The following is a 22,288-nucleotide window of genomic DNA, read 5'->3' as shown; positions in this document are numbered from 1 at the left end:
CGCTTATTGCGTGACCAGGCTGACCTTATCGACCACGAACGAGGTTTGCAGCGACGAGTCCTCGGTGGCCGCGAACGACACGGTCACGGTCTGGCCCTTGTAGGCGGCCAGGTTGAAGGTGCGCGTCTGATAGCCGCTGGCCGCGTTGGCGTTCGAGTACGTGGCCAGGGTCCCCAGCACGCTGCCGGCGCTGTTCTTCACGGTCACCACCAGTTTGTCGTAGGCGGTGGCGCCGCTCTCGGCGGTGTCGATGTGCAGCGCGAAGGTCAGCGTGGCGCTGGTGGCGGCCGACGGAATCGCCACGCTTTGCGTCAGCGTCTCGGTCGCGGTCCGGCCGTTGCCGCCCAACCAGGCGTAGCGCGCGCCTTCGAAGGCCGTCTGGCCGGTGAAGGTGCCGATCGCGCCGGTGGTACCGGCCCATCCGGTGGTGCCGGATTCGAAGCCGCCGTTGACGATCTTCTCGGCCCCGCCGCCGCCGCTGCCGACGGTCAAGGTGGCGTTGCCCGACGTCGCGGTCTTGACCGGCGACGACGAGTCGCTGACGACGGCGTTGAAGACCGCGCCGTTGTCGGCCGCTTGCGCGGTCAACGAATAAGTGGCCGAGGTGGCGCCGCTGATCTGCGCGCCGTTGCGGTACCACTTGTAGGTGTACGGCGAGGTGCCGCCGCTGGCGCCGACGCTGAACGATGCGGTCGCGCCAGCGGCCACGGTCACGCTGGCCGGCTGGGTCGAGATCGAGACGCCGGAGCCGCCAGCCGTTTCGTCGACGTCGGCGCCGACGTTGATGGCCGCATAGGCGCGCTGCACGGCGATGGCTTCCTTCGAACCGGTGCCATACAGCTCTTGCGCCGCCAGCAGCACCTTGGCGCGGGCGTCGGCATAGTTGGTCGACGACGTGAACTTGGTGGTCAGCGCCTTGAACCAGATGCGATAGGCCTTGTCGTTGCCGATGCCGGTCATCGCGGCCGGGCTCTTGACCAGATACTGGCTGTAGTAGTCGCTGGTGGTGGTGGCGTTCGATCCCTGCGACAGGAAATAGAACATGCGGTTGTTTGGACCGCTCGACAGGTGGACGTCGATGTTCTTGATCGTGCTGCTCCAGGCGTTCGGGCTGCGGCCGTCCTTGCTCGGTTTGTACAGCCAGCGCAGCGGCTGTCCGTTGCGGGCGATCTCCTTGCCGGTCATCCAATCGTTGCCGGTGGCCGGGATCACGGTGCCGGTGCCGCCGGCGCGCGCGTACGCTTCAACCATCTCGCCGCCGATGTCCGAGTGCGATTCGTTCAAGCCGCCCGATTCACCCGCGTAGGTCAGGTTGGAGGTGGCGTCGGTGATCCCGTGCGACATCTCGTGGCCGATCACGTCGATCGAACCGAGGTTGTAGAAGCTGCTGCCGCCGTCGCCGATGTACATGCATTTGCAGTTCGGATCGAAGAAGGCGTTGTCGTAGGCGGTATCGACGTGGGCGGCGATGTAGGTCGCCGTGTTGTTACCGTCGAGCGATTGCCAGCCCAGGACGTTCTTGTTGGTGTCGTAGGTGTTCATCAGGCCCCACAGCGCGTTGACGGCGGCGGTCTGGCCGTTGGCGTTGGTGGTGCTGCCGCCGTTGATGTACTGCTGGCCGTCGCCCCAGGTGTTGCTGCTGTTGGTGTAGATGGTGCCTGGCGTCGGATTGTCGGCCGATGCGTGGTTGGCGTTGGTGATGGCCATGCCGCCGAATTTACCGCCGGTGCCGCGCGTCGCGTCGAGCATCTGGAAGCTGCTGCCGGACTGCGAAGTGTTGATCGGGACCGCGCCGTTGTACTGGCTGTTGCCGGTGCCGACCACCGTTTGCAGCGCTTTCCACTGCGCGACGACGGTGCCGGTCTTGGCGTCGACGATGGTGTCGTAGTAGACCGGCTTGCGGTCCTGCGACATGCGGGTCTGCACGTAGTAGGCCAGCACGTAGCGGTCGACCACTTCCTCCAGGTCCAGCGCGTTGAGCGCGGCCTCCGACTTGTTGACGGCGGAAGGCACGCGCACCGTTTTCATCACCGGGTAGATCAGCAGTTCGGCGCTCGGCGCCCAGCGGTGCACGCCGCGCGGCGCGACGGTCTTGGCTACCTTGTCGATCGCGTCGCTGGAACTCAGCGCCGGCGTCAGGTCCGTCACGGGCGCGGCGAGCTGGCGGCCCGCTTCCGCGCCAGCGGCGCTGGTGCGGTTGGCGTTGGCGTCCAATCCGGCGCGGCGGTCCGCCACCGACTCGCTGACGATGTCGCCGGCGCCGTTGGTCACCACCACCGATTCGGAGCCGAACACGCGCAGGCCTTTGTAGGTGTGCTGCGCGCGGACGATCTTCTCGCCGACGACGCCGGGATGCTGGCTGGCGATCCGGAAGCTGTTGTCGCTGCCGACGCCGCGCCGGGCGTCGAGCGCCGCCAGTTTGGCGACCAGTCCCGCGCTCTCTTGTGGAGAGGCGGGGTTGACCGGCGCCGCCATCAGCGGGCCGGCGGCGCAGGCGGCGTTCGAGGCCAGGACCGACAATGCGGCGACGACGGATGCGGCAAGTAGGGTCTTACGTTGGTTCATCTCTTCTCCAGGTGGGTGGGTGCGCGAAGGGTTGCCTGGCCATGGTGGCGGCCGACTCGGCGTCTGCGGCGCCGCGCCGGCGGATGGCTGCGCGACGGTTCGTATGTGTCAAAAACGGCGAGTAGGGCCGACACTATTCGTTTCGCGATTGCGTTGTCAAAAAACTTTGAAAATTGGTCGCGGACGAAAAAAATGTCTCAAATGAGACATGGCGGTGGCGGCGCCCATGCTTTGGAGGGACCGGGCGCTAACACGGAAGGCGGGTTAGCACGCGCACGATTGCCGTGTTTTGTCGTAAATCAATCATGAACATGATCGTCGATCCAAGTTTCGGTTGCTACGCAACACTATGCTCATGTTTTCAGCAAGCCTGTTGCAAATTTTTAATCTTGCGAATTAAACTAGGCCACACCAGCCGCGGCTTTTTGCCACGAGCCGGTGCATAAAAAGCGCAGGGGCACGACCCCGCAAGCGCGACCCGGGAACTTCAGGAAAAGAGAAAATGACCACACACCCTCGACACGTTTGCCCCGCTCCCCGCGCCCTGCGCGCCAACCGCACCGCGCTGCCGCCTCCCGCCTAGCGCCACCGCGTAGTTCGTCACGTTAGCTGCATACCGGCCGCCGGCCAGTCCCTATCCGGGACGCCGGCGCGGGTATCGCATCGTCCGCGGCAGCCGATCACGGTGGGCCGCAGGACGCAGCGCCAGCTAGTTGTTCAGGTTTTGTCCGCCGGCGCGCGGGCAGGGGGATCTTTTATGCTGTCGATTGCCACCAAGGTGGAACGCATTGTTATGGAGTCGTCCTTTCTGACGGAAGGACTGAGGCGGGGATTGATCAATTTGTCGGAGCTGGCGCGCCAGCTGCAGCCGCAGATCGAGAGCGATCTGTGGAAGCCTGTGGGGCAGGCCGCCGTCGTGATGGCGCTGCGGCGCGTGGCCGAACGGCTGCCGCAGCAGCCAAGCCGGGGGATCTCGCTGGTGCACAAAACCGGGGAGCTGACCACCCGCACGGAGCTGACCGAATACACGTTCCGCAACTCCGACAGCATTCACGAATGCCATCGCGAATTGCTGGCCAAGGCCGAGCCCTTGCGCGGCGCCTTCGTGACGGTGACGCGCGGCGTCAACGAGGTGATGGTGATCTGCAGCCGGGTGCTGATGCCGGTGGTGGAGGAGGTGTTCGCCGGCGAGCGCCTGCTCGCGCGGCAGGACGATTTGAACGCCGTGACCTTGCACCTGAATCCCGACACCAGCCGCGAGTCGGGCATCTACCACGCCATCCTCAAGCAGCTGGCGTGGGACAAGATCAACCTGGTCAACATGATCTGCACCTACACCGAGCTGACCATCCTGCTCAAGCAGGAGCAGACCGGCGCGGCGTTCTCGGTGCTGTCACGGCTGGCGATGCACTAGCCTTTTTTGCTGCTTGGTTGGCCGCTTACCTGGCCAATTGCCCGCGCACGCGGGCGATGGCCTTGCGCACCTGGTTCGGGGCGGTGCCGCCGACGTGGTCGCGCGCGGCCACCGAGCCCTCGAGCGTGAGCACGGCGAAGACGTCGTCCCCGATCAGGGTCGAATAGGCGCGCAGCTGCTCCAGCGTCATTTCGGACAGGTCGATCTTCAGATCGTCGCAGGCGCGCACCGCGTGGGCCACGGCTTCGTGGGCGTCGCGGAACGGCAGGCCTTTCTTGACCAGGTAGTCGGCCAGGTCGGTGGCGGTGGCGTAGCCTTGCAGCGCGGCGGCGCGCATCGCCTCCGGCTTGACGCTGATGCCGCCGGCCATGTCGGCGAAGATGCGCAAGGTGTCGACCACGGTGTCGACGGTGTCGAACAGCGGTTCCTTGTCTTCCTGGTTGTCCTTGTTGTAGGCCAGCGGCTGGCCCTTCATCAGGGTCAAAAGGCCCATTAGGTGGCCGTAGACGCGGCCCGTTTTACCGCGCGCCAGTTCCGGCACGTCCGGATTTTTCTTTTGCGGCATGATCGACGAGCCGGTGCAGAAGCGGTCGGCGATGTCGATGAAGCCCACGCGGGGGCTCATCCAGATCACCAGCTCCTCGGACATGCGCGACACGTGCGTCATGATCAGCGCGGCGGCGGCGGTGAATTCGATCGCGAAGTCGCGGTCCGAGACGGCGTCGAGCGAATTGTGGCAGACGTCGTCGAAGCCCAGCGTTTTGGCCACGCGCTCGCGGTCGATAGGGAAGGTGGTGCCGGCCAGCGCGGCGGCGCCCAGCGGCAGGCGGTTGACGCGCTTGCGGCAATCGAGCATGCGCTCGGCGTCGCGGCCGAACATCTCGACGTAGGCCAGCATGTGGTGGCCGAAGGTGATCGGCTGCGCCACCTGCATGTGGGTGAAGCCGGGCATGATGGTGTCGGCGTTTTTCTCGGCCAGGTCGGTCAGCGCGCCGCGCAGGGCGCCGAGCAGTTCGACCACGTCGTCGATAGCGGCGCGCACGTACAGGCGGATGTCGGTGGCCACCTGGTCGTTGCGCGAGCGGCCCGTGTGCAGGCGCTTGCCGGCGTCGCCAACCAGCTCGGTCAGGCGTTTTTCGATATTCAGGTGGACGTCTTCCAGGTCGAGCAGCCATTCGAACTGGCCGGCCTCGATCTCGGACGAGATTTGCGCCATGCCGCGCTCGATCTCGGCGCGGTCGGCGGCGCTGATGATGCCCTGCGCGGCCAGCATTTCGGCGTGCGCCAGCGAGCCCTGGATGTCGGCCTTGGCCAGGCGCTTGTCGAAGAAGACGGAGGCGGTGTAGCGTTTAACGAGGTCGGAAACAGGTTCGTTGAAGCGGGCCGACCAGGCTTCGCTCTTTTTGGAAAGTTGTGCGGTCATAGTGGTGGGATGGTTTTCGCGGTATTGGTGTGACGGATTATAAACCGTCAACTGCTCAAAAATATGTCATTATTGCCATTTTGGCCACGTAAAACATGACTACCTTGCAGATCAGCACCGACAAGGGGCAACTCGATGTGCCCCTGATTTACCAATTCCTCAGCGAGCAATCGACGTGGGCGGTCGGCATGCCGCGCGCGGTGCTGGACCGGGCGATCGCCAATTCGCTGTGTTTCGGGGCGTATCTGGACGGGCGCCAGGTCGGCTTCGCGCGCGTGGTGACCGACTGCGCCACCTTCGCCAACATGGTCGACGTGTTCGTGCTGCCGGCGCACCGGGGCCACGGCTACAGCAAGCGGCTGGTCGAGGCGATCGTCGCGCATCCGGATCTGCAGGGCCTGCGGCGCTTCACCTTGGCCACCTTCGACGCCCACGGGTTGTACGCGCAGTTCGGCTTCACGCCGCCGGCGCGGCCGGCGACGCTGATGGAACGCTACTGCCCCGACGTCTACCGCAACTAACCGCGGGGGTTATTGCCAATTCATCAGGACCGGCGGCACCAGCAGCGCCAGCGCCATGACCGCGTAGATCAGCTGCAGCGGGATCATCCACTTGGCCCACGTGATCCACGGCACCCGCGCCAGCGCCAGCACGCCCACCGTGATGCCGGAGGTCGGGATCATCGGCGTGGTCAGCTCGCCGAACTGGAACGCCAGGATCGCGGTCTGGCGCGTCACGCCCACCAGGTCCGCCAGCGGCGCCATGATCGGCATCGTCAGCGCGGCCTGGCCGGTGCCGGAGTGGATGAAGAAGTTGATCACCGTCTGGATGCCGAACATCTTCCACGCCGTGAAGATGGGACTGGACGATTGCACCAGCGGCGTCAGGCCGTGCAGCATGGTGTCGATGATTTGCGCGTCGCGCGCCAGGATCATCGTGCCGCGCGCCAGCGCGATCACCAGCGCCGTGCCGACCAGGTCGCGCGCGCCCTGGATGAAGCCGTCGACGATCTGCCCCGAGTCGAGCCGTCCCACCAGGCCGATGACCACGCCCATGGTCAGGAACAGCGCGGCGATTTCGTCGATGTACCAGCCGTAGTGCACCACGCCGGCCACCATGATGGCCAGCGAGCCGGCGAAGATCCACAGCACGCGCTTGTGGCGCGCCGTCATGCCGTGCAGTTCGCCCAGCCCCTCGGGCTGCTCCTTGCGCTTGTCCAGGTCGAGCGCGTAGGTCGGGCTCAGTTGCGGGTTCTTTTTCACGCGCGCCGCGTACCACATCAGGAAGGCGGCGGTGACGGCGGTGGCGATGGTCCAGGCGATCAGCCGGTAGCCCCAGCCCGAAAACACCGGCACGCCGGCGATGCCCTGCGCGATGCCGACGTTGAACGGGTTGAGGAAGGCGGCGCCGAAGCCCACCTGCGAACCGAGGAACGGGATCGAGACGCCGGTGATGGTGTCATAGCCCAGCGCCAGCGCCAGCGGCACGAAAATCAATATAAACGGTATGGCCTCTTCGTTCATGCCGAAGGTGGCGCCGCCCAGCGAGAACAGGGTGACGAACACCGGGATCAGCGCCTTCTGGATGAACGCCGAATCCTTGTGCGCGCGCGCCAGCGCCCGGATCATCGAGTCGACCGCCTCGGTCTTTTGCAGCACCGCGAAGGCGCCGCCGACGATCAGCACGAAGCCGATGATCTGCGCCGCCTCGACGAAGCCCTTGATCGGCGCCTTGAGCAGCGCCACCACGCCCTGCGGCGCGCTCGGCACGTAGTGGAAGCTGTCGGGCACGATCAGCTGCTTGCCGTCGACCAGGTGGGTGTCGTATTTGCCGCCCGGGACCAGCCAGGTGGCGGTGGCGATCAGCGCCAGGATGATGAACAGCAGGACGAAGGTGTGCGGCAGTTTGAATTTTTTGGTGGTCATGGGGCGTCGTTGTCGTTCTGGTTATTGGCTCAGCAGATCGCCGGCGCGGTAGGCCTGCGCGCCGGCCACTTTGCCGATGTTCATCCCGCGCAGCACGTGGCGGTGGGCGCTGCGGGCGAAGAACACGCCGGCCACGCCGGCGCGCACCACCGTCGTCTCGCCGCTGACCGGGTCGATCAGATCGGCGATGGCGTCGCCGGGCGCGACGCGCTCGCCCAGGTCGCGGGTGTAGACCAGCACCCCGGCGTGCGGCGCGTACAGCGGCTCGACGCCTTCCAGCGGCGTGGCCTCGCACAGCGGCACCGGCAGCGGCGCGGCGGCGATGGCGGCGGCGCCGGCGCCGCTGCCGTCGTCGAGCAGCACGCCGCTCAGAACCAGGAAGCGCAGCAGGCCGGCGGCGTCCTTCTCGGCCAGCTGGTAGCTCACCTCCATCTCGCCGCGCAGCTCCACGGTGGTCGACAGGCAGGCCGGCGGAATCGGATATTTGCCCTCGAAGTGGCGCTCCAGGTCCCACCACAGGCGGCTGCACGCCTCGTCGAACGGTTCGCCGCCGGCCTGGTAGGCCAGCAGCAGCGCGTGCGCGCCCATCAGGGCCGACAGCGGCGCGATGGCCGCGGCCAGCGGCGTGCCGGCGTAGATGTGCATCACCGCCTCGTTGTCGCAGTGCAGATCGAGCACGATGTCGGCGTCGACCGCCATCGTCATCAGCGCCTTTTTCAGCGTGTCGGCGTCGGTCGACGGGCGCCACTCGGCGATCGAGGCGCGCGCGTGCGCGCGGATCAGGCGCACGTTGGCGTCGGCGTCCGGCCCGAGCAGGCCGTCGAGCGATTTTTTCAGGTCCTCGAACACGTGCTTGTAATTGCGGTTGAAATTGACGCCGGTGGTCAGGTCGAAGCGGCCGAAGGCGGCGCCGTGGATCGCCTGCGCCAGCCCGATCGGGTTGGCCGCCGGCACCAGGATGACTTCCCCGGCGACCTGGCCGGCCGCTTCCAGCGCGGCCAGCCGCTGGCGCAGGAACTGCGCCACCAGCATGCCGGGCACCTCGTCGGCGTGCAGCGAGGCCTGGATGTAGACCTTTTTGCCGGCGCCGGGGGTGCCGAAGTGGAAACTGGTCAGTTCGAAGGCGGTGCTGCTGTGCGGGCCGGAAAGGGGGTGTTTTTGTACGTGCATGATGGTCTGGCAGGGAAGGTTGACGGTGGCGGCGATGGGCGTAACGGTGCTTGGCGCGTGCTTTGGTGCTTGAGTATGTAGCACTATTTTCACAAAGTAAATCGTTCGGCCCGAATCGGGACGCGCTTTCTTGAGTTTTCCGCGCGAACTGCGTACAGTTAGTTGATTGGAATTATTTACATATAACATAACCACCCGCGGAGAGAGAATTTATGGCTGAATTGCACGGCATGCGAATTTCCACGATGGCGCGCTCGGTGCGCCGCGCAATCGGTCTGGGCGCGGTGATCGGCGTGCTCGGCCAACCCGGCCTGACCCTGGCGCAGGACGCGTCCGCGTCCGACGCGCCCGCCGCCAAGCCGATGCCCCGGGTGGAGATCACCGGTTCGGCGATCAAGCGCATCGAGGCGGAAACGGCGCTGCCGGTGCAGGTCATCACCCGCGAGGAAATCGAGAAGGTGGGCGTGACCACCGCCTCCGAGATCCTGGCCCGGCTGTCGGCCAACGTCGGCGGCCTGACCGACGGCGCCAGCATCAACGTCGGCGGCGACCAGCGCGGCTTCAACAGCGCCAACCTGCGCGGCATCGGCACCTCGTCGACCCTGGTGCTGCTCAACGGCCGCCGCATGGCCAACTTCGCCTCGCCCGGCGACGACGCCGGCGTCGATCTGAACAACATCCCGGCCGCCGCCATCCAGCGCGTCGAAGTGCTGCTCGACGGCGCCTCGGCGCTGTACGGCACCGACGCCATCGGCGGCGTAATCAACTTCATCACCCGCAAGGACTACCAGGGCGTGGAACTGAACGCCTACGGCCTCAAGACCGACGAGGGCGGCGCCGGCAAGCGCAAGGCCAGCATCACGGCCGGCTTCGGCGACCTGGCCAAGGACGGCTTCAACGTGTTCGCCGTGGCCGACGTGCAGAAATCGAACGCGCTGAGCACCTCGCAGCGTGAATTCATCGGCGACCTGCGCGTGCCCGAGCGCCTGCCGCACCTGCTGTCGGGCTACACGTCGCCGGCCAACATCCGCCTCTCCAGCGCCCAGCGCGACGAGCTGCAGGAACAGAACTTCCTCGTCAACGGCAAGCCGATCACCAACCGCACCATCAATCCGTCGGTGCCCACGTGCGCGGCGCCGGCCAACCTGTACCTGCCGGCCGGCATCGGCGGCGTCGACGCCTGCACCTACGATTACATGCGCGACACCGAGTTGTTCCCCAAGTCGGACAAGTCCAACCTGCTCACGCGCGGCGTGTTGCAGATCACGCCGAACAGCCAGCTGTACGCCGAGGTGGCGCTGAGCCGCTCGAAAACCTGGTACATCGGCTCGGGCGCGCGCGCCGACGACGCCGAGATCGACTACAAGAAGATTCCGGCCTTCGCCGGCTTCACGCTGTCGCCGGAGGAGGACGCCGACCCGGACGCGCCGGTCACCGTCGGCCTGCGCATGCGCATGAACGAGGCCGGCCGCCGCGCCACCGAGTTGACCAGCGAAAGCCAGCGCTACGTGGTCGGCCTGACCGGCACCGCCAACGGCTGGGACTATGACGTCGGCGTCAACCACAGCGTCAACAAGATCAAGGACCGCGACACCCACGGCTACCTGTTGAAGGACAAGATGCTGCAGGGGATCTCCGACGGCTTGATCAACCCGTTCGGGCCGTCGAGCCAGGCCGGCATCGACCTGCTCAACAGCATCCAGGTCGACGACGTCGCCCGGCGCGCGCGCGGCACCATGGATTCGGTCGACTTCAAGCTGTCGCACGCGATCGGCGCGCTGGCCGGCGGCGACGCCGCGCTGGCCGTCGGCGGCGAGTACCGCCGCGAGCGCACCAGCTATACGCCGTCCGAGCTGCTGTTGAGCGACAACATCAACAACGATGCGGCCCCCGAGGAGGAGCGCGCCTACAGCAACAGCCGCAAGGTCAAGGCGGTGTACGGCGAGCTGCTGCTGCCGTTCACCAAACAGTGGGAGGCGCAGCTGTCGGCCCGCTACGACCATTACCAGGTGGTCGGCGGCGCCGCCAGTCCGAAGGTGGGCGTGAGCTACACGCCGACCAAGACCATGCTGTTCCGCGCCTCGGCCGGCCGCGGCTTCCGCGCGCCGTCGATGACCGACCTGTATCGCGCCAACATCTACAGCGTCACGGCCACCCTGCCCGATCCGGTGGCCTGCGCCGTGGAAGACGCGACCCTGGCCGATTGCGCCGACAACTGGAGCACGCGCCGCTATTCGAACGCCAACCTCAAGCCCGAGCGCAGCCGCCAGTTCTCGACCGGCATGGTGATCCAGCCTTCCAAAAACGCGTCGATGACGATCGACTACTGGAACATCGAGCGCACCGATTTGATCAGCGAGATCGGCGACGACATCATCCTCGGCAACCTGGCCAAGTACGGCAACCTGGTGCACCGCGACGAGGACGGCGCGATCGACTACATCGAACTGCGCAAGGAAAACCGCGGCGCGCAAAAGGCCTCGGGCATCGACGTGATCCTCGACTACAACGGCGTGCGCACCTGGGCCGGCAATTTCGGCGGGCGCCTGTCGGGCACCTATGTGCTCACGTCGAAGATCCAGAACGACGTCGGCGACCCGTATGTGAGCAACCTGGGACGCTTCGTCACCGATGGCGTGGTGCAGCGCTGGCGCCATACGATCAACTTCGACTGGGACAAGGGACCGTATTCGGCCACGCTGTCGAACACCTTCTCGAGCGGCTACCACGACCAGAATTCGGCCATCAACACCGACGACGGCACGGTGGTGGCGCCGAACCACGTGACCTCGTACTCGCTGTGGGATCTGTCGGGCGCCTGGCAGGTGAACAAGGCGTTCAAGCTGCGCGCCGGCATCCAGAACCTGTTCGACAGGTCGCCGCCGTTCTCCAACCAGGCCTACTTCTTCCTGTCCGGCTACGATCCGACCTACACGGATCCGCGCGGCCGGCGCTTCTTCGCCAGCGCCAGCTACGCCTTCAAATGAAAGCCCTCCACAATGTAATACATGCTTAAGTAATTGATTGGTATCATCTGTATTACCACGGCGCCGCGCGCAAGCCCCGGCGCCGGTTTCATCATTGGAAGGGCAACATGAAATTTACAGGTTCAACGTTCCAGCGCCTTTGCTTGCTTTGGCTGCTGGTGTTCGCCGGCGTCAGTGCGCATGCGGCCCAGGGAGCGGCCGCCACGTCGTCGGCCAAGGCGCAGTCGGGGACCAAGGCCAGCAAGCCGGCCAAGGCGGTGCCGCCGCCCAAGCCGGTGCTGGCGCCGCCGGCGGGCAACCTGGTGATCATCGGCGGCGGCCTGCGCGCCGACAACGCGGAGGTCTGGCAGCGCATCGTGCAGCTGGCCGGCGGCCGTGGCGCGCGCATCGGCGTGTTCGGCTCGGCCTCGATCAATCCGGAAAAATCGGCGCAGAACACGGTTAACAAACTCAATCAATATGGCGCCCAGGCTTTCTTCATCCCGCTCGGCGTGACGCTGCCCAACAGCGACTACCGCAAGGCCGCCGAGGACCCGGAGGTGGTGGCGCTGATCCACTCGGCCACCGGCATCTACTTCACCGGCGGCGACCAGGCCCGCATCACCAAGGCGCTGGTGCGCCCGGACGGCTCGCGCACCCTGGCGCTGGAGGCGGTGTGGGACGTGTACCGCGACGGCGGCGTGGTGGCCGGCTCCAGCGCCGGCGCGGCCATCATGAGCACGACCATGTTCTACGACGCCAAGGCGACGCTGGACATGCTCAAACAGGGTGTCACCGACGGCAACGAGATCGCCCCGGGCCTGGGCTTCATCGGCGACGACGTCTTCGTCGACCAGCACCTGCTGGTGCGCGGCCGCTTCGCCCGCATGATCCCGGTGATGTTGAAAAAAGGGTATCAGATCGGCCTGGGCATCGACGAGAACAGCGCGATGGTGGTCAACGCCCGCCGCGACGTGGAAATCATCGGCTACAGCGGCGCGCTGCTGCTCGATCTGTCGGCGGCGATCACCGACCGCGGCATCAAGGGTTTCAATATCAGCAACGCCACCATCAGTTATCTGGATCGGGGCGACAAATTCAACCTGGTCACGCGCGAGTTCACGCCGTCGGCCGACAAGGCGGACAACAAGCTCGATCCGAACCAGCCGGACACGCGCGGCACCGTCTTCACCAATGACATCCTGGGCAACAACGCGGTGCTGGACCTGATGGTCAACCTGATCGACAACGCCCAGCAGGAGGCCATCGGCATCGCCTTCGGCAATCCGCGCGACTCGGCGCCGGACATCGGCTTCGAGTTCCGCTTCAGTAAAACCATCAATAGCGTCGGTTACAGCTCCACCGAAGTGGAGGCGTATTCGGTGCTCAAGCTGCGGATGGATATCCGGCCGATCCAGCTCCAGCAGCCGCTTTACCGGTACCGGTAGCGGGCAAATCGGGTTATATTGAAAGGGACGGCGAAAGGGGCGGGGCTCCAAGCGCCGTCCCTTTTTATTTGGGGAGTCGGCCATCATGCGCACACCGGGCATCATGTTGAAGCACCTGATCGGGGCGGTTCTGATGCTGGCCGTTCCGCTGCAGGGCGCCGCCGGCCTGGCGGCGACGCTGCCGGCGGCCAAGCCGGCGCCGGCCGCTCCCAAGGGGGCGCTGGTGATCATCGGCGGCGGTCTGCGGGGCGACAACGCCGACGTCTGGCAGCGCATCGTCGCGCTGGCGGGCGGGCCGGGCGCGCGCATCGCCGTGCTGCCGTCGGCGGCGGCCGATCCGCAGAGGACGGGAGACCGGATCGCCGAACGCCTCAATGCCTACGGCGCGGCCGCCTTCGTGGTGCCGCTGGCGGTGCGCTTGGACGGCAGCGATTTCCGCCGGGTGGCCGAGGATGCCGAACTGGCGGCGGCCGTGCGCGGCGCCGGCGGCGTGTTCTTCTCCGGTGGCGACCAGTCCCGCATCACGCAGGCGCTGGTGCGCGAGGACGGCAGCCGCAGCGCGGTGCTGGAGGCGGTGTGGGACGTCTACCGCAACGGCGGCGTGGTGGCCGGCGACAGCGCCGGCGCCGCCATCATGAGCAGCACCATGTTCTATTCGCCCCAATCGGTGTTCGGCACCTTGCGCGGCGGCGTCAATGACGGCCGCGAGATCGCGCCCGGCCTGGGTTTCATCGGCGACGACGTCTTCGTCGACCAGCACCTGCTGGTGCGCGGACGCTTCGCCCGCATGATCCCGGCGATGCTGAAGAAGGGCTACAAGTTCGGACTGGGCATCGACGAGAACACCGCGATGGTGGTCGACAGCCGCCGCAACGTGGAAATCGTCGGCCACAAGGGCGCGCTGCTGATCGACCTGTCGCGCGCCACCACCGATAGCGCCAGCGCCGGCTTCAATGTCTCCAACGCGGTGATCAGCTATCTGGACCGGGGCGACCGCTACGACCTGGCTTCGCATATCTTCACGCCGTCCGAGGCCAAGGCCGGCGGACGGCTGCGGGCGGAGCACGCGGTGCTGCACCAGCCGGTGTTCTCGCCCGATATCCTGGGCAGGAACGCCGTGGTGGAGCTGATGGAAAGCCTGATCGTCAACCGCCGCGTCGAGGCGATCGGCATCGCCACCAGCGGTCCCCAGTCGCTGCTGCCGGAGCTGGGCTTCCAGTTCACCTTCAGCAAAACGCGCGACAGCGTCGGCTACGCGTCGGCGTCGTCGGCGGCGCAAAGCTATTCGATCCTCAACGTCCGGCTCGATATCCGTCCGCTCGACATCGGACAGTCGCTGACGACGCGGAAAAACTAGTCCGGGGCGCGGCGGGATTAAAATAGCGGGCACGTTTTCAACCGACCGCCAGGAATCCCATGACACTCTTTGCACGCTCCCGAGGCTTGATCGCCGCGCTGTTTTTGTCGGCGCTGTCCGCAGGCGCCGTTTCCGCCGTTGCCGCCCCGGCGCCGGACGCCCAGCCGGCCACCGTCCGCCTCGACTACATCCACAGCGGCAACGCCCTCAACGAACAGTACGCGATGGAGCGCGTGGTGATCGAGCCGCTGCCATGGCCCGGCGACATGCGCCGCACCCTGGACGACACCAATCGCGGCAACAACCTGGTGGAGGTGGCCGACGCCGCATCCGGCAAGGTGCTGTACTCGCGCGGTTTTTCGACCGTCTTCGCCGAGTGGGCCAGTACCGAGGAAGCCGGCAAGACCAATCGCGGCTTCCAGGAGTCGGTGCGCTTCCCTAAGCCGGACAAGCCGGTGAAGGTGCGCATCCTCAAGCGCGACGAGCGCGGCGCCTTCTCCGTGGTGTGGACGACCAGCGTCGACACCGACGCGATGGACGTGGTGCGCAAGCCGGCGCCCGCGCCGGCCAAGCCGATCGGCATCCGCGTCAACGGCCCGTCGAAGGACAAGGTCGACCTGCTGATCCTCGGCGACGGCTACACGGCCGGCGAGATGAAGAAGTTCGAGGCGACCGCGCTCCGGCTCGCCGACCACCTGTTCAACACCTCGCCGTTCAAGGAACGCGCCAAGGACTTCAATGTCTGGGCGCTGGCCTTGCCGACGCAGGAATCGGGCGTGTCGCGTCCATCGACCGGCGTGCACCACGCGTCGCCGCTGGGCACCCGCTACGACATCTTCGGCAGCGAGCGTTATGTGCTAACCACCGACAACCGCGCGCTGCGCGAGCTGGCGCAGAACGCGCCGTATGAATTCATCGAGATCCTGGTCAACAACGACACCTACGGCGGTGGCGGCATCTTCGGCCAGTTCAGCACAGCGGCGGCCAACAACGATTGGGCCAACTACCTGTTCGTGCACGAATTCGGCCACCACTTCGCGGGACTGGCGGACGAGTACTACACCTCGCCGGTGGCCTACGCCACGGGCGGCGCCACGCGCCAGGAGCCGTGGGAGCCGAATGCGACGGCGCTGCACGATCCGGCCAACGTGAAGTGGAAGAAGTTCGTCAAGGACGGCACGCCGTTGCCGACGCCGTGGAAGAAGGACGAATACGAGGCGGCGTCGCGCGCGTACCAGAAGGAGAGGGTGGCGCTGCGCCAGGCCAACCGGCCGGAGTCGGAGATGAGCGCCTTGTTCCACAAGGACCTGCAGCACACCAATGAGCTGTTCTCGCGCGATCCGAACCGCCATGTGGTGGGCGCTTTCGAAGGCGCGAACTACGAGGCCAAGGGTTATTACCGTCCCGAGATGCAGTGCATCATGTTCGACCGCAGCGACAAGTTCTGCTCCGTCTGCGCGGATGGGATCAGCGCCATCATCGACCTCTATTCCCGGCCCAAAAGCGAATAATCGGTTTAAGTACGGTAGCGTACAGAGCTCATCCGTACGGGTTGCTATTCTGGATACGTGATCTGGCGCTTCTAAACAAGAGCGCGACGCAGGCGGGGCCCAAGGCCTCGCCTTAATAAGATAAGAACGCATCCAAATTAAACTTGAGAGGAAATATCATGAGCAAAATCATCGCTACCCTGATCGCCGGCCTGTTCGCAACCGCAGCTTTCGCACAAACCCCTGCACAGACCAACGAAGTCAACAAGGCACAGCAAGAAGCCAACAAGGACGTCGCCAAGGCTGAACAGAAAGAGCTGAAAGTTGATGCCAAAGCCGACAAAAAAGCCAACAAGGCCGTCGCTAAAGCCAACCAGACCCATGACGAAGCCCAGGCTAAAGTAAACGTGGAAGCCGCTAAGGCGAACGAAAAAATCGCCAAGGCAGATCCAGAAGACAAAGCCAAAGCAGCGGCCAAAGGCGAAAAGAACATCGCTAAAGCCGAAGAAAAAGCCAACAAAAAGGCCGTGAAAGCCGACGCTAAAGCCATCAAGGCAACCGTCGACGCTACCGAAGACAAAGCGCTGGCCGCCAACAAGACCGACGCAGTGAAAGCCAAATCGGCTGCTGAAGTCAAAGAAGCCGCCGCCAAGCATTAATTAGCGCGCAATAGAAAAAAGACGGGCTTGCCCGTCTTTTTTTTCGTCCAGAAATTCGTAACGCCGCGGTCGGGTTTTACCCGACCCGGCGTCGCGGTTAGACGATAGGGGTGAGCGAGGTTGGCTTGATCTTGGTCGCCAGCGCCTTGCCTTTGCGCGCGCGCTTGCCGAAGTGGACCGCCAGGGCCGACGCCGACAGACGTTCTTCCTGCGCCTTGCCGCCACGGCCGATGCCGGAGACGATCACGCCTTTCTGGCTGATCGGCTTGGCCGCGATCAAGGTCTCCTTGTCGTCCAGCTCCATCAGGATGACGCCTCGGCCGCCGTTGGTCAGCACCTTCATTTCGTCCATGCCGAACACCAGCACCCGCGCGTTGGCCGACAACACCGCGACCGCGCTGGCGCCATCCGCCACCACCGCCGGCGGCAGCGGTACGTCGCCTTCGTCGAGGGTGACGAAGGCCTTGCCGCCCTTGATGCGGCTGACCATGTCGCCCGCTTTGGCGATGAAGCCGAAGCCCGCGCTGGTGGCCATCATCAACTGCGTGGCGGCCGGACCGGCGAAGTAGTGCTGGATGCGCGCGCCCGACGCCAGGTCGATGAGGGTGGTGACCGGCACGCCGTCGCCGCGCGCGTTGGGCAGCGCGGCCACGGGCACCGAGTACACCTTGCCGTTGCTGCCGAAGGCGAGCAGGTTGTCGACGGTGCGGCATTCGAACGCGCCATACAGCGCGTCGCCGGCTTTGAACGTGAATTGCGTGGCGTCGTGGCCGATGCCGGTGCGCGCGCGTATCCAGCCTTTTTCCGAAATGATGACGGTGACCGGTTCGTCCACCACCTTCTGTTCGACCACGGCTTTCTGCGCTTCTTCGATCAAGGTGCGGCGGGCGTCGCCATACTGCTTGGTGTCGGCTTCGATTTCCTTGATGATGGCGCGCTTCATCGACGCCGGATTGTCGAGCAGGTCCTGCAGCAGCTGCTTCTCTTTGCGCAGTTCGGCCAGCTCCTGCTGGATCTTGATCGCTTCCAGACGCGCCAGTTGGCGCAAGCGGATTTCCAGGATGTCTTCGGCCTGGATGTCCGACAGGCGGAAGCGCTCCATCAGCGCCGCTTTCGGTTCGTCCGAGTTGCGGATGATGTGGATTACTTCATCGATGTTCAGCAGGATGGTCTCGCGGCCTTCCAGGATATGGATGCGCGCGTCGACCTTGCCCAGCTTGAATTTGGTGCGGCGGGTGACGGTGATGAAGCGGAAGTCGATCCATTCCTGCAGGATCTCGCCCAGGCCCTTCTGGCGCGGACGGCCATCGCCGCCGATCATCACAAGGTTGATCGACGCCGACGATTCCAGCGACGTATGCGCCAGCAGCATCAGCATGAATTCGGTCTGGTCCTGGTTCTTCGACTTCGGTTCGAACACCAGGCGCACCGGCGCCGCGCGGCCCGATTCGTCGCGGATGGTGTCGAGCGAGTTGAGGATCAGCGACTTGAGCGCCAGCTGTTCCGGCGACAGCGCCTTCTTGCCCATCTTGATCTTGGGATTGGTCAGCTCTTCGATCTCTTCGAGCACCTTCTGCGACGAGGTGCCCGGCGGCAGTTCGGTGACCACCGCCTGCCACTGGCCGCGCGCCAGCTCTTCGATCTTCCAGCGCGCGCGCACCTTCATGCTGCCACGTCCGTTGGCGTACATGTCGCTGATCTGCGCCGCCGGCGTGATGATCTGGCCACCGCCCGGGAAGTCCGGACCCGGCACCAGCGCCATCAACTCGCTGTGCGAGATCTTCGGATTACGGATCATGGCGACGGCCGCCTGCGTGACCTCGCCCAGGTTGTGCGACGGGATTTCCGTCGCCAGGCCGACCGCGATACCGGAGGCGCCGTTCAGCAGCACCATCGGCAGGCGCGCCGGCAGCAGGCATGGTTCCTCGGTCGAGCCGTCGTAGTTGGCCTGGAATTCCACGGTGCCGAGATTGATCTCGTCGAGCAGCACCTTGGCGATCGGCGTAAGCCGCGCTTCGGTGTATCGCATCGCCGCCGCGCCGTCGCCGTCGCGCGAGCCGAAGTTACCCTGGCCGTCGACCAGCGGATAGCGCAGCGAGAAGTCCTGCGCCATGCGCACCATGGCGTCGTACACCGACTGGTCGCCGTGCGGGTGCAATTTACCCAGCACGTCGCCGACCACGGTGGCCGATTTGCGCGGCTTGGCGGTCGGGTTCAGGCCCATTTCGTTCATCGCGTACAGGATGCGGCGCTGCACCGGTTTCTGGCCGTCGCACACGTCCGGCAGCGCGCGGCCCTTGACCACCGAGATGGCGTAATCGAGGTAGGCGCGTTCGGCGAAGGTGGACAGGGTCAGCGTTTCGCCGCCATCGCCGCCGTCACCGCCGTCTGGCGGGCCGCCGCCGTCGCCGCCTTGCGGTGGGACGGGAGGCACGGGGGGCTGTGGCGGCTGGCCGGCTTGCGCCGGCGCCTGCGCGGATTCGTCAAAGAGATTTGCTTGAGTCATAGTCGTTCAAAATTAAATATCGGCTTCGGCTTCGTTGCCATGTTCTTCGATCCACGCGCGGCGGGCGGCGGCTTCGCCTTTACCCATCAGCATATTGAAGCGCGCGGCCGATTCGCCGTGGGCGAAGGCGCCCAGCGACACCGGCAGCAGGCGGCGGGTGTCCGGATTCATCGTGGTTTCCCACAGCTGTTCGGCGTTCATCTCGCCCAGGCCCTTGAAGCGGGAGATCGCCCAGGCGCCTTCCTTCAGGCCGTCCTTGCGCAGCTTGTCCTCGATGGCCACCAGTTCGCCCGGGTCGAGCGCGTAGAGCTTCTGGATCGGCTTCTTGCCGCGCGCCGGCGCGTCGACGCGGTACAGCGGCGGACGCGCGATGCAGATGTTCCCGTTGGCGATCAGGCCGGGGAAGTGCTTGAAGAAGAGCGTCAGCAGCAACACCTGGATGTGCGAGCCGTCGACGTCCGCATCGGAGAGGATGCAGATTTTGCCGTAGCGCAGACCGGACAGGTCGGGCGTGCTGTCGACCGTGTGCGGATCGACGCCGATCGCCACCGAGATATCGTGGATCTCGTTGTTGGCGAACAGGCGGTCGCGGTCCGTCTCCCACGAGTTGAGCACCTTGCCGCGCAGCGGCAGGATGGCCTGGAATTCCTTGTCGCGGCCCATCTTGGCCGAACCGCCCGCCGAGTCACCCTCGACCAGGAACAATTCGGTGCGGTGGACGTCGGTCGATTCGCAGTCGGTCAGCTTGCCCGGCAAAACGGCGACGCCGGACGATTTCTTCTTCTCGACTTTTTGCAGGGAGCGCAGGCGCGATTGCGCCTGTTTGATGACCAGCTCCGCCAGCTTTTTGCCGTAGTCGACATGGTGGTTCAGCCACAGCTCGAGCGCCGGCTTGGAGTAGGTCGACACCAAACGCACGGCGTCGCGCGAATTGAGGCGCTCCTTGATCTGGCCCTGGAACTGCGGGTCCAGCACCTTGGCCGACAACACGAACGAGACGCGCGCGAACACGTCCTCCGGCAGCAGCTTGACGCCTTTCGGCAGCAGCGAGTGCATCTCGACGAAGTTCTTCACCGCGCCGTACAAGCCGTCGCGCAGGCCCGATTCGTGGGTGCCGCCGTTCGGCGTCGGAATCAGGTTGACATACGATTCGCGCACCACGGCGCCTTGTTCGGTCCAGGCCACCACCCAGGCCGCGCCTTCGCCCTCGGCGAAACCTTCGGCGTCCGGGCCGGCGAACTGCGCGCCCTCGAACAGCGGGATCAGCGTCTCGCCGTCGGTCGCTTGCGCCAGCGCCTCGGTCAAATAGCCGCGCAGGCCGTCGTTGTACTGCCAGGTTTGCGATTCGCCGGTCTTGGCGTTGGTCAGCGTGACCGTCACGCCGGGCAGCAGCACCGCCTTGGAGCGCAGCAGGCGCTGAAGTTCGGTCTGCGAGATGACGGGCGAATCGAAGTATTTGGCGTCCGGCCAGGCGGTGACGCGGGTACCGGACTTTTTGCCGTCGCGCGGCGCGACCACGGAGGACAGCGGCTCGACCACGTCGCCGTGCTCGAAGGCCAGCTTGTGCAGGCCGGTGCCATCGGGTTCCTTGCGCCAGACGGTGATCTCCAGGCGCTTGGACAGCGCGTTGGTGACCGACACGCCGACGCCGTGCAGACCGCCCGAGAAGGCGTACGCGCCGCCCGAGCCCTTGTCGAACTTACCGCCGGCGTGCAGGCGGGTGAAGACGATTTCCACCGTCGGCACGCCTTCTTCGGGGTGCAGGCCGACCGGGATGCCGCGGCCGTCGTCTTCGACGGTGATGCTGCCGTCGGCGTTTTGCGTCACGACGATGTTCTTGCAATGGCCGCCCAGCGCCTCGTCGGAGGCATTGTCGATGACTTCCTGGATGATGTGCAGCGGATTTTCGGTGCGGGTGTACATGCCCGGACGTTGCTTGACTGGTTCCAGGCCCTTGAGGACCCGGATGGATGATTCGCTGTAGTCGGAAACTGGTTTTTTAGTGGCCATACGTTCAAGCTTGTGATTTTAATACTGGGTTTATGTACAGTTTTATACGTTCGTTTGCGTATTCTATCCTCAACCGGACGTGATCGAGGCCTAAAACGGGACAAAAAATAGCTGCGGGCCAATTTATACACGATGTTTACAACGGGGGCGTGACTTTTTAGACCGTTTTTACGGGCGCCTCGATAAGCTGATTCGTATCGCAACGATCAATCAGGAGTTCGATATGCACGCTTTTTCCACCTCCCGCCCCGCTACAGGCACCTGCCTGATGCTGATGACGGTCGATACCGGCGCCGTGACGGCGCTGCGCCGCATGGTCATGCGCCTGTGCGGCGAGTCGCTGGAGTTCATGCGCATCGAGGCCTGCGAGCATGGCGCGCGCATGAAGGTGTGGCTGTGCGTGGGCCCGGCCATGGTGGCGCGGGTGATGGAGGCGGTGATGCAGGCGCTGCCCGGCGCCGAATTCGGCCGCTTTGTCGAGCGGCCGGCCCATTGATCGCGGCGATTTCGCCGCCGAATTTTGTCAACCACTGGAAGAAAGAACCGCAACATGAACAAATTAGTACTCGTCGCGGCGATCAGCGCCGCCTTCGTCTGCGGCCAGGGCCGTGCCGAGGATGCGCCGGCCGCCGTCGCCGCCAAGCCGGATAACGAAACCAGCTTCAATGCGGCCGTCGTCTCCGACTACCGCTATCGCGGCATATCGCAGACCCGCCTGAAGCCCGCGCTGCAGGGCGGCCTCGATTTCGTGAATAATCCGACCGGCGTGTATGCCGGCGCCTGGCTGTCGACCATCAAATGGACCAAGGACGCGGGTGGCGATGGCGATGTCGAAGTGGATATCTACGCCGGCAAGCGCGGGCAGGTGAGCGAGGCGGTCTCGTACGACATCGGCGTGCTGACCTATGTGTACCCGTCCAACGACCTGAAAAACGTCCGTGGCTTCGCCAACGCCGACACCATCGAGATTTACGGGCAGCTGGGTTTTGGTCCCGCCTATATTAAGTATTCGCACGCGGTGACCAATCTGTTCGGCTTCGTCGACAGCAAAAACAGCGGCTACGTGGACGTCGGCGCCAACATCGCGGCGGCGGAGGGTGTGACCATCAACCTGCACGCCGGGCACCAGAAGGTAAAGCATAACGATGCCTCCAGCTATACCGACTGGAAGGTCGGCGCCACCAAGGACTTCGGCGTGGTGACCGGCGCGCTGGCGGTGATCGGCACCAACGCCGACAAGACGGCCTACGCCTCGCCGGCCAACGGTAAATTCCTCGGCAAGACGGCTTTGCAGCTGACGATCAGTAAAGTGTTTTAAGTCTCCAGGGCCCGATTGGCGGGCCACGCCCGCCAAT

The 22,288-nt window shown here is 65.1% G+C and carries 15 protein-coding genes; 9 read left to right on the top strand and 6 right to left on the bottom strand.

The window, feature by feature from the left end; translation table 11 throughout:
• Positions 1-3: 3 nt before the first annotated feature.
• Complete coding sequence (locus BMX85_RS11355) at positions 4-2,565, bottom strand: M4 family metallopeptidase (RefSeq protein ID WP_090317245.1); 2,562 nt, start codon at positions 2,563-2,565, stop codon at positions 4-6.
• Between the two features lie 832 nt (positions 2,566-3,397).
• Here BMX85_RS11355 and BMX85_RS11350 point away from each other — a divergent pair.
• Positions 3,398-3,979, top strand: a complete 582-nt coding sequence (locus tag BMX85_RS11350) for a hypothetical protein (RefSeq protein ID WP_229210392.1) — start codon at positions 3,398-3,400, stop codon at positions 3,977-3,979.
• Between the two features lie 25 nt (positions 3,980-4,004).
• Here the strand turns inward: BMX85_RS11350 and argH are convergent, their stop codons facing one another.
• Positions 4,005-5,402, bottom strand: a complete 1,398-nt coding sequence (argH, locus tag BMX85_RS11345) for an argininosuccinate lyase (protein ID WP_090317738.1) — start codon at positions 5,400-5,402, stop codon at positions 4,005-4,007.
• A gap of 95 nt (positions 5,403-5,497) precedes the next feature.
• Between argH and BMX85_RS11340 the strand changes: the two genes are divergently transcribed.
• The gene (locus BMX85_RS11340; protein WP_090317239.1) at positions 5,498-5,923 is read left to right on the top strand and encodes a GNAT family N-acetyltransferase; all 426 of its coding nucleotides are present in this window, start codon (positions 5,498-5,500) and stop codon (positions 5,921-5,923) included.
• A 9-nt stretch (positions 5,924-5,932) separates the two neighbouring features.
• Here the strand turns inward: BMX85_RS11340 and BMX85_RS11335 are convergent, their stop codons facing one another.
• Together BMX85_RS11335 and BMX85_RS11330 are read right to left on the bottom strand one after the other, a co-directional pair.
• Positions 5,933-7,327 carry a YfcC family protein gene (locus BMX85_RS11335; protein ID WP_090317236.1) on the bottom strand — a complete coding sequence of 465 codons (1,395 nt, stop codon included), beginning with the start codon at positions 7,325-7,327 and terminating at the stop codon, positions 5,933-5,935.
• 21 nt (positions 7,328-7,348) lie between these two features.
• Positions 7,349-8,497: a succinylglutamate desuccinylase/aspartoacylase family protein gene (locus tag BMX85_RS11330; RefSeq protein ID WP_090317233.1), complete on the bottom strand. Its 1,149-nt coding sequence runs from the start codon at positions 8,495-8,497 to the stop codon at positions 7,349-7,351.
• Between the two features lie 212 nt (positions 8,498-8,709).
• On the opposite strand from BMX85_RS11330, the gene BMX85_RS11325 reads away from it, so the two are divergent.
• The 5 genes from BMX85_RS11325 to BMX85_RS11305 all read left to right on the top strand — a co-directional run bounded on the left by BMX85_RS11325 (position 8,710) and on the right by BMX85_RS11305 (position 16,417).
• Positions 8,710-11,484 (top strand): TonB-dependent receptor, encoded by a 2,775-nt coding sequence (locus BMX85_RS11325; protein WP_229210391.1) that lies wholly within the window; start codon positions 8,710-8,712, stop codon positions 11,482-11,484.
• 107 nt (positions 11,485-11,591) lie between these two features.
• A complete protein-coding gene (locus tag BMX85_RS11320) occupies positions 11,592-12,911 on the top strand; it encodes a cyanophycinase (RefSeq protein ID WP_090317227.1) in 1,320 nt (439 codons plus the stop codon).
• An 85-nt stretch (positions 12,912-12,996) separates the two neighbouring features.
• Entirely contained in the window at positions 12,997-14,268 is a 1,272-nt protein-coding gene (locus BMX85_RS11315; protein ID WP_090317225.1) for a cyanophycinase, read from the top strand.
• Between the two features lie 59 nt (positions 14,269-14,327).
• Positions 14,328-15,779 carry an IgA Peptidase M64 gene (locus tag BMX85_RS11310; protein WP_090317223.1) on the top strand — a complete coding sequence of 484 codons (1,452 nt, stop codon included), beginning with the start codon at positions 14,328-14,330 and terminating at the stop codon, positions 15,777-15,779.
• 158 nt (positions 15,780-15,937) lie between these two features.
• Positions 15,938-16,417, top strand: coding sequence for a hypothetical protein (locus BMX85_RS11305; protein WP_090317219.1), 480 nt, complete (start codon positions 15,938-15,940; stop codon positions 16,415-16,417).
• Positions 16,418-16,514: 97 nt separating this feature from the next.
• Here the strand turns inward: BMX85_RS11305 and parC are convergent, their stop codons facing one another.
• The gene (gene parC, locus BMX85_RS11300) at positions 16,515-18,923 is read right to left on the bottom strand and encodes a DNA topoisomerase IV subunit A (protein WP_373923510.1); all 2,409 of its coding nucleotides are present in this window, start codon (positions 18,921-18,923) and stop codon (positions 16,515-16,517) included.
• A 12-nt stretch (positions 18,924-18,935) separates the two neighbouring features.
• A complete protein-coding gene (locus tag BMX85_RS11295; protein ID WP_090317216.1) occupies positions 18,936-20,933 on the bottom strand; it encodes a DNA topoisomerase IV subunit B in 1,998 nt (665 codons plus the stop codon).
• A 223-nt stretch (positions 20,934-21,156) separates the two neighbouring features.
• Between BMX85_RS11295 and BMX85_RS11290 the strand changes: the two genes are divergently transcribed.
• Positions 21,157-21,429 carry a hypothetical protein gene (locus tag BMX85_RS11290; protein ID WP_229210390.1) on the top strand — a complete coding sequence of 91 codons (273 nt, stop codon included), beginning with the start codon at positions 21,157-21,159 and terminating at the stop codon, positions 21,427-21,429.
• A gap of 54 nt (positions 21,430-21,483) precedes the next feature.
• Positions 21,484-22,251, top strand: a complete 768-nt coding sequence (locus tag BMX85_RS11285) for a TorF family putative porin (protein ID WP_090317210.1) — start codon at positions 21,484-21,486, stop codon at positions 22,249-22,251.
• Positions 22,252-22,288 lie beyond the last annotated feature (37 nt).

Source organism: Duganella sp. CF517, from assembly GCF_900110275.1.
GTDB lineage: Bacteria > Pseudomonadota > Gammaproteobacteria > Burkholderiales > Burkholderiaceae_D > Rugamonas.
The sequence above is the reverse complement of the archived record's forward strand: the minus strand, read 5'-3'. Positions and strand labels throughout refer to the sequence as shown.

What these genes read in the sequence shown, in the direction of transcription:
- BMX85_RS11355 (WP_090317245.1), bottom strand. Translation starts at nt 2,565, where the DNA reads ATGAACCAACGTAAGACCCTACTTGCCGCATCCGTCGTCGCCGCATTG.
- argH (WP_090317738.1), bottom strand. Translation starts at nt 5,402, where the DNA reads ATGACCGCACAACTTTCCAAAAAGAGCGAAGCCTGGTCGGCCCGCTTC.
- BMX85_RS11340 (WP_090317239.1), top strand. Translation starts at nt 5,498, where the DNA reads ATGACTACCTTGCAGATCAGCACCGACAAGGGGCAACTCGATGTGCCC.
- BMX85_RS11335 (WP_090317236.1), bottom strand. Translation starts at nt 7,327, where the DNA reads ATGACCACCAAAAAATTCAAACTGCCGCACACCTTCGTCCTGCTGTTC.
- BMX85_RS11330 (WP_090317233.1), bottom strand. Translation starts at nt 8,497, where the DNA reads ATGCACGTACAAAAACACCCCCTTTCCGGCCCGCACAGCAGCACCGCC.
- BMX85_RS11325 (WP_229210391.1), top strand. Translation starts at nt 8,710, where the DNA reads ATGGCTGAATTGCACGGCATGCGAATTTCCACGATGGCGCGCTCGGTG.
- BMX85_RS11320 (WP_090317227.1), top strand. Translation starts at nt 11,592, where the DNA reads ATGAAATTTACAGGTTCAACGTTCCAGCGCCTTTGCTTGCTTTGGCTG.
- BMX85_RS11315 (WP_090317225.1), top strand. Translation starts at nt 12,997, where the DNA reads ATGCGCACACCGGGCATCATGTTGAAGCACCTGATCGGGGCGGTTCTG.
- BMX85_RS11310 (WP_090317223.1), top strand. Translation starts at nt 14,328, where the DNA reads ATGACACTCTTTGCACGCTCCCGAGGCTTGATCGCCGCGCTGTTTTTG.
- BMX85_RS11305 (WP_090317219.1), top strand. Translation starts at nt 15,938, where the DNA reads ATGAGCAAAATCATCGCTACCCTGATCGCCGGCCTGTTCGCAACCGCA.
- parC (WP_373923510.1), bottom strand. Translation starts at nt 18,923, where the DNA reads ATGACTCAAGCAAATCTCTTTGACGAATCCGCGCAGGCGCCGGCGCAA.
- BMX85_RS11295 (WP_090317216.1), bottom strand. Translation starts at nt 20,933, where the DNA reads ATGGCCACTAAAAAACCAGTTTCCGACTACAGCGAATCATCCATCCGG.
- BMX85_RS11290 (WP_229210390.1), top strand. Translation starts at nt 21,157, where the DNA reads ATGCACGCTTTTTCCACCTCCCGCCCCGCTACAGGCACCTGCCTGATG.
- BMX85_RS11285 (WP_090317210.1), top strand. Translation starts at nt 21,484, where the DNA reads ATGAACAAATTAGTACTCGTCGCGGCGATCAGCGCCGCCTTCGTCTGC.